Below are 14,347 nucleotides of genomic sequence, written 5' to 3'. Positions count from 1 at the left end.
TTATGTGGTGATTTGGATTTTGACTGTGTGTCTCTGTGCGTATGTAAAGGTTATAGGTTACATGCGTTCAGCTAGATAAGCTTGGTAATCAGGGATCTCGATATCGACCTCTTGCTCTATCAACTGTGAAGAGAACAAAAATTTAGCACTGGCGCGGTTTGTGGCAACTGGAATGTTCCAAACGCTGGCAATACGTAGCAGAGCTTTTACATCGGGATCATGCGGTACGGCATTGAGTGGGTCCCAGAAGAAGATCAATACATCAATTTTGCCTTCAGAAATCAACGCGCCAATTTGTTGGTCGCCACCCATCGGACCGCTGATCATGCTTTTTATAGCAAGGCCAGTCTCTTTGCTGAGCATGTTGCCAGTGGTTCCTGTCGCGTATAAAAAATGGCGCTGTAGTTTTTCTTTATTTTCTTTTACCCAGCGAAGTAGTTCCGGTTTGCAGTTGTCGTGAGCGACGAGAGCGACATGCTTATGCGCAGGCATAGTCCGAGTCGTTGTTTGCATTGAAGAGTTCCTATGATTCAAATCAGTATGTTAAATAGCGAAATCGCCACTTTTATTCAATCTCTTTTACGCTAAAAGTCGGCCTATATTCAGATGGAGATAACGAATCTGCAATTATCTGCGGATTGAGTGACATAGGCGTTAAGGATTCGATAATCGGTGCGGCTTTTTTTTCATAAGGTTGCTGATTGAAAAAAGCCGCGGTTTGTTGAATGGAAAGCCTGCCTTGCTCGACCATTTTATCCGTTGGCGCAAATTCGACTCGGCCACGCAGCAGCCCGCGGTAGACGCCATGACTTAAATAGGTTGCCACCAAACCGATGTGGTTTGTCATCCCTGAGGTTCTTAATTCGCTGATCGCCGCTTCAATCGCGACGGCGCTGCCCACAATATAGCGAAGGTCAGTTCGCTCCAGCGCTTGTTGTACTAAATTACGCTGTAGTTCTTTATCATTATCTGCCCATAGGCTTTCCACTACGTTGATATCGCTGTCTTGTATTGCGCGATAAAAACCTTGGCTAACGGGTTGAGTACCACCACTGGTTTTCGGGCCAAGTAGCAAAGCTATATTGGTTTTTCCACTGCCTTGTGGGTGCTTATCAGCAAGATATTTTCCCGCGTAGTATCCCATCCAATACCAATCGACACCCACTTGACCTTGTAGCCGCGCAGCCTGCTGTTGATTGAGAATGAGCTGATTAACCGTTGCAAACACAGGCGTAGAAGCGACGTATGTGCTTAAGTCCGTTGTGTAAAGATCCGGTGCAACAGTACCGAGAATGATCGCATCAGCGCCCCAACGAACGCACAATGAAAGCTGTTCTTTTTGTCGTTCATGATTAGGATAACCACCCGATTCTAACACGCGTAAATTCAACTTCTGTTTTCTCGCCTCGTCAACCATTCCATAGTTGACTGATAACCAATAGGAATCTTTGAGGTGAGGGTATAAAGCGCAGACTTTCTTATGGGGTTCGGCGAATGTTGTGCTGCTAACCAAGCTTAAAATCAGCAGTAAAAGCGTTGGGGAAATAAGGTTTAAGATCAATTGCATTCGCTATTCGTTGGCATAACGTGAGTAAACACTGCAAAATATAGCCCATTCCGTGTTGCTTAAGAAGTAATGTTTGAGGTTGGGTGCCATGTTGTTAGCCAAAGCCAGTATTGGCCGAAAATTAATGTTGTCCTTTTCGGCAATGGCCCTGCTCGTTTTGTTATCGGCGTTGATCGGTGTGTTTGGTTTTTCGCTGGTGGCTAAAACCGAACGTAATGTGGTGAATTCTGCCATTCCTTCGATGCTGGAAGCGCGTCAAGTGTCGGAGTTAAGCACACGAATCATTACGTCTGTGCAAATGTTAACCAACTCAAAAACAGAGCAAGAGCGCCAGCAGTATGGCAAAGCGCTTTTCGATCAGCTTCAATCTTTGCTTAATCACATCAAGCAGTTGGGTGCCGATTCTTTTGATTCAGAACTGCTGACGCGCCTAGAAAATGATGTTCAAAGCGTTATCGATACACTGGCTCAGCTTGGTATTACGGTTGAGCGTAAGTTGTATCTGGCACATGACTTAAGTGTTCGAGTGGAAGAGATGCGACAACTGGCGCTGCAATTGGAAGAGCTGACGCGCACTCAAGTGCTCAATACCAGTACCATCGCAGTGGCGAATGTGACGCATATTTATGACTTGTTACAAGCCGATAAAACGTCACAAGCGTACAAAGCGTTAGACGCTTTAGTGGAAGTAGACCTCGATCTTTCAGAGCGCTTGCATGAGCTTCATTTGCTGGCGTTCAAAATGCTCAGCCACATCGAAGAGACACGCACGGTTACCGATGTTGAGCGAATCCAACAAATCCAAACAGAGTTTTTGCATAACCTCACCATCATGCAGCGCAGAGTACGCGCGGTAGAAGACCCGACGCGTTCGAAGCAAATGACAGAGCTGCTTAATGAGTTAGAAAAGCGCAAAGTGGTTTTTAGTGTTTTGCAGCAACGTTATGATAACGAGCAGGTCGCGAAATCGCTCACACAAAACACCTTAGTACAGTTTTCAGATCTCAATACTACCGTCAGCCGCTTAGTAGATGACTCCAATCGTACAACGACTCACGCTGTTGCGCAGCTCTCTACAACCTTGAATATGGCACAGTATACATTGACCTTATTAACCTTGGTTGGCCTTCTCATTGCAGCTTTCATTATGTGGAAGGTCGTCTATCTGTCGGTGGTAAAACGTTTAGCCGAATATTCATCGGCACTGTTATCCATCGCAAAAGGGCAACTGCAGGTGGAAGTAGCAGTTCAAGGAGAGGATGAACTGGCGCAAATGGGGCAGGCGATCATCACGGCTCGCAATACCGCGCAGTCTCTTAAAGTGGTGGCGGAAAGTGAAGCGCAGGCGAGAGAGGCGTTACAAGAACACAAAGAGCACTTAGAGGAAGTGGTTACCGAGCGAACAGAACAATTACAACACACCAATGAGAAACTCAATATGGAAGTGTTGAATCATGCCAAAGCTCGCAACTTAGCCGAGCAAGCCAATCGTGCTAAATCGGCATTTTTGGCTACCATGAGCCATGAAATCCGCACACCAATGAATGGCGTATTAGGCACGGCTCGTTTATTACAAGAGATGCCATTAACCGTTCAACAGCGCCAGTATGTGGACGTGATTAACCGCAGCGGCCACACCTTGTTGTCCATTTTGAATGATGTGCTGGATTATTCAAAAATTGAGGCCGGACACTTAGAAATTCGCAATGCCAACTTTAATTTGCATCAAATGGTGGACGATGTTTACCAACTGATGAAAGGACGTGCTGAAGAAAAGTCGCTTGAATTTACCAAGCAGATTGAACTGGATGTTGCTCCTTTTTGGGTGGGTGATATGACTCGCTTAGGTCAAGTGCTGACTAACCTTGTGGGTAATGCCATCAAATTTACCGATCAAGGTTATGTGGATATTTATGTCAGTCTTGATGCTGAAATGCCTAATCAAGTGACATTTGAAGTGTCGGATTCCGGTGTTGGAGTCAGTGAACAGGATCAAATCAGGCTGTTTGATGCGTTTACTCAAGCTTCCAGTGGGCAAAGTTACAAAGGCGGTACTGGGCTTGGTTTGGCTATCAGCAAACGGCTTGTTGAAGCCATGGGCGGCGAGCTTAAGCTTGAATCAGATTTAGGCAAAGGAAGCCGTTTTGAGTTTACTGTTCCTTTACAGCGAGGAGAGGCAGTGGATGAAGTGGTTAAAAGGCCGATAGCCGCGACGCGAGAGGCCAACATTTTGCTGGTGGAGGATAACCCTGTCAACTGCATGGTTGCTGAAGGGTTTTTGGCCAGTTTCGGTCATAATGTGCTCACCGCGAAAACAGGCGCTGAAGCTCGGGTTCTGTTTAGTGAACACAGGTTTGATATCGCACTGCTCGATATTAATCTACCTGACATTAATGGTGTTGAGCTGTTGGCGCAGCTCAAACTTATCGAACGTGAACAGTATTCGCATCTACGCCCCACACCGATGATTGCTATTTCGGCTCATGTGTTTAATGAAGAGGTGGAAAGCTATTTAGCAGCTGGTTTTGATGGCTATTTGCCCAAACCTTTAGTCAAAGAAGATCTTGCACAACTTGTCCAGCAACGTATTGAACACAATAGCTTACCCGTTGAGTTGATTGTGCCTACGCACGTAACCTCGGATAGCCAAAAATCCGCTCGTCCGATTATGGACGAGCGGATCCTACTCGCGGATATTGAAGTGCTAGGGCGTGACAAGATGGATGAAATCATTGAGCTGTTCGCCGATTGCACGCATGAATACCTACACGAGTTTCGTCAATCGAGGGAACAGGCTCAGGTCGTTAAGTCGTTAGCACACAAATTGAAAGGTTCAGCTGGCAGCTTAGGTTTGCATGCCTTGTTTGATCTGTGTTTAGTCATTGAGAAAAGTGCTGACTCTGCGCAAACTTATCAAGAGCTACAAGCGGAATTAGAAGCCTTAGCCGCTCAATCCATTCATTCACTCAGGTTACTGTTTATATAAATAATTGGCTGTTGGCATCATTAAAAAGGGCCTGCGACAAGCGCAGGCCAAGTTCCCTGTGGAGCAAGGTTTTTTAGGGGGAGGTTGAGATCACTGAATAATTTTAATGATCTCATGATTAGCGGCGCAGAACCCTACATTCTACGCGGCTAATTCTTTCACGACTGGCAACGTCAATAAACGACAGACGTTAATATTACCCACGCCTTCGATCGATTCTAATTGTGTCATCAAAATGGATGAAATATGGCGGTTAGCTGCGTCTTGTGCCAGAGCGTTAAGCACTTGCTGAGACAGCAAATCCGCTTGTGTCGCTAATGATGGAATATAGGTTGGTGTAACGCCGCGCAAAATGGTTAATTTACGCAGCAGTTCAGGCCTGTCGGAGAGTGCCCAAATGGTAGCTTGGCTTTGACAGCGAGACATCAACAGTGGTGTTTCTCCCTGTTGAGTTAAAATGGCGACCCCAAGATCTTTGTGAACCTTAGTCGCCGATATCATGGAAGAAAGCGCGAAGCTTTTGCCCGCATCGCTGCACAAATGATGCAGTTTATCCCATGAATTTTGCGCACAGCCTAACTCTTGTTCTGCACCATGAGCGATACGCACCATCGCTTCTACTGCTTCAATGGGATAGCTTCCCGCCGCTGATTCTGCTGATAGCATAATAGCGTCAGTGCCATCAATAATCGCGTTTGCTACATCAAGCACTTCTGCGCGTGTTGGCAGCGGGTTGTCAATCATCGACTCCAGCATTTGTGTTGCGGTGATAACGGGTTTGCCTAAATAGTTTGAGCGCGCAATCAACGCTTTTTGTACGCCGGGTAGGCGAGCATCACCGATTTCAACGCCTAAATCACCACGAGCAACCATCACTACGTCGGATGCATTGATGACCGCGTCCATATTTTTTTGATCGCTCACCACTTCGGCTCGCTCTACTTTGGCGACAATATGTGCATGACATCCGGCTTGTACCGCTAACCGGCGCGCTTCATGTAAATCCTGGGCATTACGTGGAAATGAGACGGCTAGAAAATCGGCTTGGAGTTTCGCGGCAGTGATGATGTCTCGTTTGTCTTTGTCCGTCAGTGCTGGCGCGGAAAGGCCACCACCGAGCAAATTAATGCCTTTGCGATTAGACAGCTTACCGTTGTTTATGACGCGAGTTTTTACCCACTGCTGTGGTTTGTTGAGTTCTTCGACCCGGAGTTGTACTCGGCCATCATCAAGCAGTAAAGTATCACCCAACTTCAAGTCTTGAATCAGCTGCGGGTAATCTAAGCCCACACGTTCTTGGTTACCAGCCATTGTGGGGTGAAGCCCATCGAGAATAAATGAGTCACCCGCTTTTAGAGTGATCGCACCGTCTTCAAAACAGGAAATACGGATCTTAGGTCCTTGTAAATCGACTAATATGCCGACACTGACACTAAGCTTTTGTGAAATATCACGTACTAACATCGCGCGTTCAATATGCTCGTCAGCGGTGCCGTGAGAAAAGTTTAAACGTACAACGTTAACACCAGCATTAATGAGCTTGGTGATCATCTCACGGCTTTGGCTTGCAGGGCCAAGCGTTGCAACGATTTTTGTTTTACACATAGTGGTATCCTAAACGACACTCGCTATAGCCATTTTACTTGAAGTTATGGTGGTGCTAATTGCACTTGTCCATTGCTCTCGGCCGACATTTAGTCGATTTTTCAAGTGATTTGGATATAGAAAATAAGAATGAAAATAAGAAAATAACAGGGGGGATTATCCCCCTGTATCAAGGGTGTTATAGATTAGAGACTTGGTTTCGTTTCCAGTATCTGGCCCGTAGGAGCATCAATATCCGTTACTTTCTTGGCATTCCATACCGTAGTCGCAAGCAGTAAAGAAATCACGCCAGCGGCCAACCAGAAATATTGTGCTTGAGTAAAGTCATATTTGGTTACGCCATCCACTTCCGTCATTTTAATCAGTGATGAAGACACCAGTTCTTGAGCCGAAGCGGCTAAGTAAGAGAACAAACCAATAAAGCCCTTTACGGCACCGACGGCATTTTTAGGCATTAAGTCACAAGCCGTTAGGCCAGCAAGAAATACGACAAGCCCACCAATCGCAAAACCAATTAAGCCTAGAGCAACAGCATCTACCATACGGTTATCGGGGCCGAAGAACATCAAGCACATACCTGCAATGTTGGCAAATCCGTAAAGTAGCGTTGGGATATGACGGTTAGCGTTGAATACTTTATCTGAAATGATACCAGACAAAATAGCGCCCGCGAGGCCTGCAATAGGGTAAGTGGACATTGCAAAACCAGCATCAATCAGTGAATAGCCTTTGGTTTCTTGTAGGTATAACACCGCCCAAGAAGACATCGCATAGCGAGAGATATACATCGCGGCACAAGCAGCGGCAATCAGCCAGACAGTCGGTTGCTTCAAAATGAACAGTTGAGCGCGACGTGTTTCCTTTGGATCGTTGGCTTTTTTGAACTCGGGCTCTTCACCAAATGCTGTTGCAACATCAGGTAAACCATAGGTTTGCGGACGATCTTTCAGTACAAAGAACATAATCAATGCAGCGATGATGGCAGCAATGCCCGCACCGATGAAACCTGCTTGCCAGCCTAAATAACTCACTAGCGTTGCTGTTAGAATCCAAGTGATGCCTTCGCCGATATTTCGAGATCCTCCCCAAATTGAATAACGGCTTCCGCGTTGTTTAGGTGAGAACCATTGGAAAAGCGAGACGCAAGAAGGCGCAGAACCCACCGATTGGAACCAACCATTGACGGCCCAAAGTAACACAAAGAAGAATGCAGTGGTGTTCAACCCCATGAATATGGCAGTGGCACCGGAAAGCAGTAGTGAGAACGACATAAATCGGCCGATGTTGGCGTAGTCAGAAAGGAAACCGTTCGAAAACTTACCAAATGCGTAGGTGAAGAAGAAGGCTGATCCCATGATCCCGAGTTCTTCTATCGATACGATGCCCGCATCAAGCATCGGTTTTTTAACGACGCCTAAACTCATACGAACCACATAGAACATGGCGTATCCAAAGACTAAGCCTAAGAATACTTGCCATTGAAAACTTTTGAAACGCGATTGCATTGCGCCCTCAGAGCTATCCGATAGCGGTAGATCTGGGCGAGTTTTAAAAAAGTTAAGCATGGAGCTCTCCATTCATCAAATACTAAATAGGGTTATTACTAAATAGGGTTGTTTCGTTGTCGGAATGCATCTTCAAACAAATGGGTATGGGGCTCAAAAGTGCCAATTTGAGGCAGAAATGACTCAAATTGAGAGTGTGAATGGGTCAAAAATGGGAATTCAGCGAAGGGTAAATTATGTTTTGCTGATAAAATTGAAATTGTAATACGCTGTTTTGCGTCATAACTGACACAAATGTTTAATAATTTATTTTTAGCTAAACGGTAGAGTTTTGAGTGAACGCACAATTTTTAGGGTTTTGTGATTTAAAAGCGGTTTTCCGTTCTTGTACCTTATTACGCTGGTGCAAATGGATGGTGCTACTAGGATCGATAGCGGCGGCTATCAATACCGCTTATGCAAAAGAGAATGAGTTAGTCATACTGACTACATTTTCACGTGAACCCTTGCTACCTCTTATTGAAGAGTTCAGCAAACAGTATCAAGGGGTTGATGTGCAAGTTGTCCACCGTAGAGCACAATCGAGTATTCAACTGCTTAATAAAAGCTATATCCAGAATATTGATGTAGTGCTGAGCTCATCGCCTTTTTTAATGCAGCATTTAGCAAATAGCAATAAGCTCGCAACCTTACCTGCCCATTTGCAACCACCAGAATGGTTAAAACCCTACATGTTACCGCCAACTGATAAAGTCGTGACGATAGGCTATTCTGGCGCTGGTTTGGTATGGAATCGTGACTATCTCAGCTTACATCGTTTACCGACGCCTACGTCGTTCACCGATCTGGCTAATTTTATCTATTTTGACCACATCACGATGAGTACCCCAACACGTTCGGGTACTACTCAGTTAATGGTCGAGAGCATTCTTGCTAAATATGGTTGGCAACAAGGGTGGCGGATTTTACTGAACGTGGGGGCAAATTTAGGGACAATTTCCTCACGCAGTTTTGGTGTGAGTGATTATGTAGCCAAAGGGCAATTTGGGATAGGCCCAACGATTGATAGCTATGCCAGCATATTAGAACGAAAATTTGAGCACGTTCAATTTCGCTACGATGAAAGTTTTACCCTAATGCCCACATACGTCGCCCAAGTGAGCCTGCGTGAAAATGATCAATATGCGAAGGCATTCATCGATTTATTGATGTCAAAAGCGGTACAAGCGAATATGGATAGCAATGATTTTTCTAAACATGCGATAAACGATAAATCCCTGTTTAATGAGGCATATACACAGTTGTCCATGGCATCCATTACACATCGTGAGGAGTTAGTTAACTTATTGTTTGAAATTGCGATTACCAAACGCTTACCTCAGTTAAAAGACACTTGGCTCGCAATCAATCATGCTAAAACCAAGTACGCACACAATGAACCCGCTCTGAAGCTCATTGAAAATATTGAAACTCGAGTGTTCTCTTTACCTGTGACCGAAACAGAGTTAGCCGTGGTATATCAGTCATGGCAAAAAATCAGTGTTGATGATGTGCAGTATGAGACACACTCCGCCGCCATTTCTATGCAAGTAGCGGAGCTGACGCATCGTTGGAAGATGCAGTTGGCATTAACCTTAGAAGAAGCTTTGTCCGATCTAAAAAACTTGGACCGGGTCGATACTCCATGATTTTTCCGAAATACAACACGATTGGCGCGAGACTGGTTTTGGCCTTTGCTTGTAGTACCTTGCTGTTGACGATTGTCAGCATCGTCGCATGGGGAACATGGAATAGTTTAGATAATCAAGTGAGCGAGCTGCTTGATAAAAGTGTTCCTAAATATAATGCCAGTTATCTGCTCGAAAGCAGTAGTTCGGAAATTAAAAGACGGATCGAAATCATCTCAAATACGCGTAACAAAGTTGAGTTGGATGAGCAACGGCAACGTTTGGATAACGATTTAACGACGATCAGCAAAATATTAAGCGAGATTGAATTGAACAGCGAGCAGCAACGGCTGCTTGCTGGGTATCAACGGCTACGTAATCTTAGTGAGCAATTTGGTCTTCTGGTCGGGCAACGGATTGATCAAAGTCGTCAAATTGAGTTACTTCAAGAGCAGATCCAATGGCTACATCAAGATATTGGTTCTGAGTTGACTCCGCTGCGCCAAGAAATACAGTGGCAGCTAGAGCGTAAAATGAAAGGTAATGAAAGCGACATGCTGTTTGCGAGTTTAGGGGCTGTCCAGTCGATCTTAGATGGTGAGGCTCAAACGTTTATGTTCGCAAAAGAGCTCATCCAATCTAAGCATATTAGCCAAGTGAATAATGGCATGAAAGTACTACAGTTCCGCCTTGAAGAACTGTACGCACAGAGTGCGCCGATTTTTTCACAACCTGCAACCATCGCCTATCAACAATTACTCAGTGAGCTAATGGATGTATTGAGTTTGAATGGCTCTTTCCATCAAAACTTACGTTCTATGGTGCGTTTAAATGCCCAGCTTGATGATATTCGAGCTGAAGTTCAGCAACAGCTTCTCCACCAACATACTGATATTGCGATGTTGGTCGCCAACGCCGATGAGTCGTTTGTTCAAGCGAAAAAAGAGACCACGGAACTGGTTTCTCATGGTACCCGTATTCTGTTTGTCTGCTTTAGCTTATCGATCATTATCAGTTTGTTTTTGACTTACTATTTCATCAATCGTCGGATTGTGGGCCGACTTAACCGCCTTAGCGACAGTTTAGATGCCATCATTCATAACGATCTTTCACACCCTATTGTGGTAGACGGCAGAGATGAAATTGGCCGGATCAGTGAAAAATTGGTTCAGTATGGTAAAAAAGTGGAGGAAATGGACCGAACCAACGCACTGAGTTTGATTAACAATACGCAAGCGAGTTTAATCACTTGTGATTTGGATGGTTATATTGAATCGGCTAACTTAAGCGCTCGTGTTCGCTTGAATATAGACCAGAATGAGGACCCGAAAGCCTTTTGGCTCTGTTTTTCAACGTCAACTCAATCGCAGTTGCAAGCACTGTTTAACCCAGAGGCTAAGTTGATCGAAAATGGTGCAGATGTCATTACGCTATCGTTAGGCGATGTGGATAAACCTTATTACTTGCGCTTGTATTTACGTAAGTATACCCACGGTTTAAGCGATAAAGTTATCATCACGATTACGGATGTTACCGATCAAGAGCACGCTAATCGATTATTAGAAGAGCGAGTTCGAGCAAAAACTCATTCATTACGTGAAAAAAATCATCAGTTACTCGCTGAAATTGAGCAGCACCACCGGACCGAAAACCATCTTAAAAAAACACAAAGTGAGTTAGTACAAGCCGCTAAAATGGCGGTGGTCGGGCAAACGATGACCAGTTTAGCGCACGAATTGAATCAACCATTAAGCGCAATGTCGACTTATCTCTATAGCGTAAACCTTGCTTTAGAGCAGAAGAAAACAGAGCAAATCAGACATTCCATCGATCATATTGAACATTTAACAGAGCGAATGGGCAAAATCATCAATGGGCTACGTCATTTTTCTCGTAAAAGTAGCAGTGATGAAACCCTTACCCCTGTCTTGATTACTGATGTTATCGGTCAGGCTATGTTGTTGGTTGAAACGAAAGCGAAACGTCAACAAATAGTATTGCAAAGCCATATTCATCAACCAATTCAAGTCATTGCAGATCAAATCGGCTTGGAACAGGTATTGATTAATTTGTTGGTAAATGGCTGTGAAGCGGTTGTGGGATGTGAGCACAAAAAAGTTGACGTGATATTGCTGTCGAGTACGCCAACGCATCACGTTGTTGCAGTATGCGATTCAGGGGCTGGATTTGCTCATGATGTCGTTGAAAAACTCTTTACGCCCTTTACCACGACCAAAGAAGTAGGGTTGGGCTTAGGGCTGAATATTTGCCGCTCGCTCATAGGAAAAATAAAGGGTCAAATTTATCTTGCCTCGACAGTCAGCCGAGGTGCAATGGTCGTGCTGGAGTTGCCTTATGAATCATAATTATTCTGTTTTATTGATTGATGATGACCAAGATGTCCTTGACTCATATTCTCATCTTATGTCGATAGCTAATTTGCCATCAAAAGCACTTCTTAACCCCACCAAAGCGTGTGAGTTTATCCATTCTGATTGGGCTGGAGTGATATTGCTTGATGTCTATATGCCACAAATGAACGGCATTGAATTGCTTAAAGCGATTAAATCGATTGATGAGCATATTCCTGTGATTGTCATTACTGGCCACGGAGACATTCCTATGGCGGTAGAGGCGGTCAAAATAGGGGCATGCGATTTTCTTGAAAAGCCAATCAATCCTGCGGAGTTATTGAGCTTAGTGAAGAAAAATCTCGATATTCGTCGTCATTTTGTACAACAAAAAGCGGCTATGGCCAACTCAATCAAATGCGAACTCATCGGAAAATCCGCTCAAATGGGGCAAATTCGCCACCATGTTGCTCAGTATTCAATGCTGAACAGTCATGTTGTTATTTGTGGCGAATCGGGTGTTGGGCGGCATACTATTGCATATCTCATCCACCAACTGACACAGGGTAATCATGCTTCATCTTTGGTGGAATTAACCGTTTCATCAGCGACCACGCTCGCACAGATTGAACAAAAATTAGATGCAAGTGAAAACGGTACATTGCTAATAGACCACATCGAATTACTTTCTGAAGAATTGCAGCGTTATTTGACTCAGAGGATGCTTAACCAAGAACGCCTAAGCAAAGCTCGAACGCGCGTGATTGCTATTTTAGGTACGGAACCTGAAGCCTTGATTACGGCTAATCGGTTGCAGCCAGAACTCTATTATTTGCTAAACCAAGGCGTGATAGAGGTGCCTGTACTTCGACATCGTCCCGATGATATCGCTACTTTGTTCCATTATTTTCTCAAGCAGAGTTGTAATAAATTGGCGAAACCTTTGCCAGCGGTAGAACTGAGTTATTTGTCGCTACTGCGTGCACATCAATGGCCGGGAAATGTACGAGAGCTGAGAAATGTAGCTGAATTATATGCGATAGGTATTGTAAAACTGACGGGAAAAGAGCGTTTGTACAATCAGTCTGATCTTTTATCACCGCTTGATGAATTGGTGGATGATTACGAAAAGCAAATTATTGAAGATGCATTATTTCTCCATTCTGGTCGCGTCGCTGATGCCGCAAATTATCTGCAAGTACCGCGTAAAAAGCTCTACTTACGAATGAAAAAACATGGTTTAGAAAAGGATGACTTTAAAAGTCGTCATTAGTTTTTCAATTTTAGGTGGTGGATCAGTTTGATAATGCTGGCATGGTAATGAAAGGCCGCTACATAAAGTATCCAATACAAAAAAAGTACAAAAAAAGCAGCGCCCAATTGCGCTGCTTGATGTAGCTGAATCTATGCTATTGGAATGTGGAAATCACTATTCACTCGTCTAAAAAATGAGGCTAAATGATAGCTTGTTCCAAAATTTCCCGTGATTTTTCAAGCGTGATGGCTTGCTGTTCACCCAAAACAAGCATTCCATGTGCGTTCAGTTGAGCGATAACTGCGTCTATGGCCGCTTGCTTGCTACTGTTATGATCCGCAAATTGAGTTGGAACATTCAAGCTGTGGTAGAAGGCTTCAATCGCATCGATTGTGCGTAAGGCAAGATCGCTAGTTTGATTGAGCCCAAAGACATTTTTGCCCATTTGCTCAAGTTTAGCGCGTTTGTTCTCAAGTTGATTGCGCAGTAGGGAAGGCTGCACAATCGCTAGCGAACGGGCGTGATCAACATGCCATAATGCGGTGAACTCGTGACCAATCATATGAGTCGCCCAATCTTGTGGAACGCCAGTACCGATCAGGCCATTTAGTGCTTGGTTCGCTGTCCACATCAGGTTTGCTCGCCATCCATCATTATCACGCTGGTCATATTGTTGACCCAATACCAGCAAGTTTTTAAGTAAAGTTTCGGCATAGCCGTCTTGAACCATTGCATTGGTTGGCAAGGTTAAATATTGCTCACAGACGTGTACCCAAGCATCAACAATACCGTTGATCAACTGGCGCTCAGGCAGTGATTTCATTACGTCTGGATCAAGCACTGCGAACTTAGGCTGTACCGCTGGAGCCATAAAGGCCAGTTTGTCTTGTGTTTGTGCTTTGGTAATGACCGCGCCCATGTTGGATTCAGAACCGGTTGCTGGCAGAGTCAGAATTGCACCGATAGGCGTAGCTTCAGTAACTTGATGTTTACCCACCATGATGTCCCAGCCATCCCCATCATACTTAGCCGCCGCGGCAACGTATTTTGAACCATCGATAACCGAACCACCACCCACGGCAAGAATAAAGTCGATGTCCTGTTCTTTGACGATAGCAACCGCTTTATCTAAGGTTTCTTTGGTTGGGTTTGCTTCTACACCTGAAAACTCGACCCATTGGTGGTCAGTGAGTGCACTCACGACTTGGTCATAAACACCATTTTTTTTGATCGAACCGCCACCGTAGATCACCAGTACTTTTTGGTCATTTGGAATCGCCTGACTGATCGCCGAGATTTGGCCTTGGCCGAAGTGAATTAGAGTAGGGTTAACATAAGTAAATTTCATTATTCTCACCTTTGCTTATAGAAAAGGAGGCGGCGCCTCCAAGGCAGTGTTTTACGATGTGCA

General features: G+C 44.6%; 9 protein-coding genes. 4 read left to right on the top strand and 5 right to left on the bottom strand.

The window, feature by feature from the left end:
• Positions 1–57 precede the first annotated feature (57 nt).
• Both AACV20_RS00280 and torT read right to left on the bottom strand, forming a co-directional pair.
• Complete coding sequence (locus AACV20_RS00280; RefSeq protein ID WP_026027464.1) at positions 58–513, bottom strand: methylglyoxal synthase; 456 nt, start codon at positions 511–513, stop codon at positions 58–60.
• Positions 514–565: 52 nt separating this feature from the next.
• Entirely contained in the window at positions 566–1,567 is a 1,002-nt protein-coding gene (torT, locus tag AACV20_RS00275) for a TMAO reductase system periplasmic protein TorT (RefSeq protein ID WP_170907743.1), read from the bottom strand.
• An 88-nt stretch (positions 1,568–1,655) separates the two neighbouring features.
• On the opposite strand from torT, the gene torS reads away from it, so the two are divergent.
• Positions 1,656–4,553, top strand: a complete 2,898-nt coding sequence (gene torS, locus AACV20_RS00270; RefSeq protein WP_249929771.1) for a TMAO reductase system sensor histidine kinase/response regulator TorS — start codon at positions 1,656–1,658, stop codon at positions 4,551–4,553.
• Positions 4,554–4,694: 141 nt separating this feature from the next.
• On the opposite strand, the gene pyk is transcribed toward torS, so the two are convergent.
• Entirely contained in the window at positions 4,695–6,158 is a 1,464-nt protein-coding gene (pyk, locus tag AACV20_RS00265; RefSeq protein ID WP_170907741.1) for a pyruvate kinase, read from the bottom strand.
• A gap of 185 nt (positions 6,159–6,343) precedes the next feature.
• Positions 6,344–7,723 carry an MFS transporter gene (locus AACV20_RS00260; RefSeq protein WP_026028333.1) on the bottom strand — a complete coding sequence of 460 codons (1,380 nt, stop codon included), beginning with the start codon at positions 7,721–7,723 and terminating at the stop codon, positions 6,344–6,346.
• Positions 7,724–7,998: 275 nt separating this feature from the next.
• Here AACV20_RS00260 and AACV20_RS00255 point away from each other — a divergent pair, with 275 nt between their 5' ends.
• Genes AACV20_RS00255 through AACV20_RS00245 form a run of 3 tightly spaced genes read left to right on the top strand, consistent with a single transcriptional unit; the run spans position 7,999 to position 12,954 of the window.
• Positions 7,999–9,351: an ABC transporter substrate-binding protein gene (locus AACV20_RS00255; RefSeq protein WP_170907740.1), complete on the top strand. Its 1,353-nt coding sequence runs from the start codon at positions 7,999–8,001 to the stop codon at positions 9,349–9,351.
• Positions 9,348–11,696, top strand: a complete 2,349-nt coding sequence (locus tag AACV20_RS00250; RefSeq protein ID WP_170907739.1) for an ATP-binding protein — start codon at positions 9,348–9,350, stop codon at positions 11,694–11,696. Before AACV20_RS00255 ends, AACV20_RS00250 begins: the two co-directional genes overlap by 4 nt.
• A complete protein-coding gene (locus AACV20_RS00245; protein WP_170907738.1) occupies positions 11,686–12,954 on the top strand; it encodes a sigma-54-dependent transcriptional regulator in 1,269 nt (422 codons plus the stop codon). Before AACV20_RS00250 ends, AACV20_RS00245 begins: the two co-directional genes overlap by 11 nt.
• 181 nt (positions 12,955–13,135) lie before the next feature.
• On the opposite strand, the gene AACV20_RS00240 is transcribed toward AACV20_RS00245, so the two are convergent.
• Positions 13,136–14,284: an iron-containing alcohol dehydrogenase gene (locus tag AACV20_RS00240; protein WP_029189759.1), complete on the bottom strand. Its 1,149-nt coding sequence runs from the start codon at positions 14,282–14,284 to the stop codon at positions 13,136–13,138.
• Positions 14,285–14,347: the final 63 nt, after the last annotated feature.

This window comes from Vibrio sp. B4-6 (assembly GCF_963888245.1).
Classification (GTDB): Bacteria; Pseudomonadota; Gammaproteobacteria; order Enterobacterales; family Vibrionaceae; genus Vibrio; species Vibrio anguillarum.
Note: the sequence above shows the minus strand (reverse complement) of the source record. Positions and strands in the feature narration are given on the sequence as shown.

Excerpts from the sequence above, each read along its gene's own strand:
- AACV20_RS00245 (WP_170907738.1), top strand. The coding sequence starts at position 11,686 with ATGAATCATAATTATTCTGTTTTATTGATTGATGATGACCAAGATGTC.
- AACV20_RS00240 (WP_029189759.1), bottom strand. The coding sequence starts at position 14,284 with ATGAAATTTACTTATGTTAACCCTACTCTAATTCACTTCGGCCAAGGC.
- AACV20_RS00280 (WP_026027464.1), bottom strand. The coding sequence starts at position 513 with ATGCAAACAACGACTCGGACTATGCCTGCGCATAAGCATGTCGCTCTC.
- torS (WP_249929771.1), top strand. The coding sequence starts at position 1,656 with ATGTTGTTAGCCAAAGCCAGTATTGGCCGAAAATTAATGTTGTCCTTT.
- torT (WP_170907743.1), bottom strand. The coding sequence starts at position 1,567 with ATGCAATTGATCTTAAACCTTATTTCCCCAACGCTTTTACTGCTGATT.
- AACV20_RS00260 (WP_026028333.1), bottom strand. The coding sequence starts at position 7,723 with ATGCTTAACTTTTTTAAAACTCGCCCAGATCTACCGCTATCGGATAGC.
- AACV20_RS00250 (WP_170907739.1), top strand. The coding sequence starts at position 9,348 with ATGATTTTTCCGAAATACAACACGATTGGCGCGAGACTGGTTTTGGCC.
- pyk (WP_170907741.1), bottom strand. The coding sequence starts at position 6,158 with ATGTGTAAAACAAAAATCGTTGCAACGCTTGGCCCTGCAAGCCAAAGC.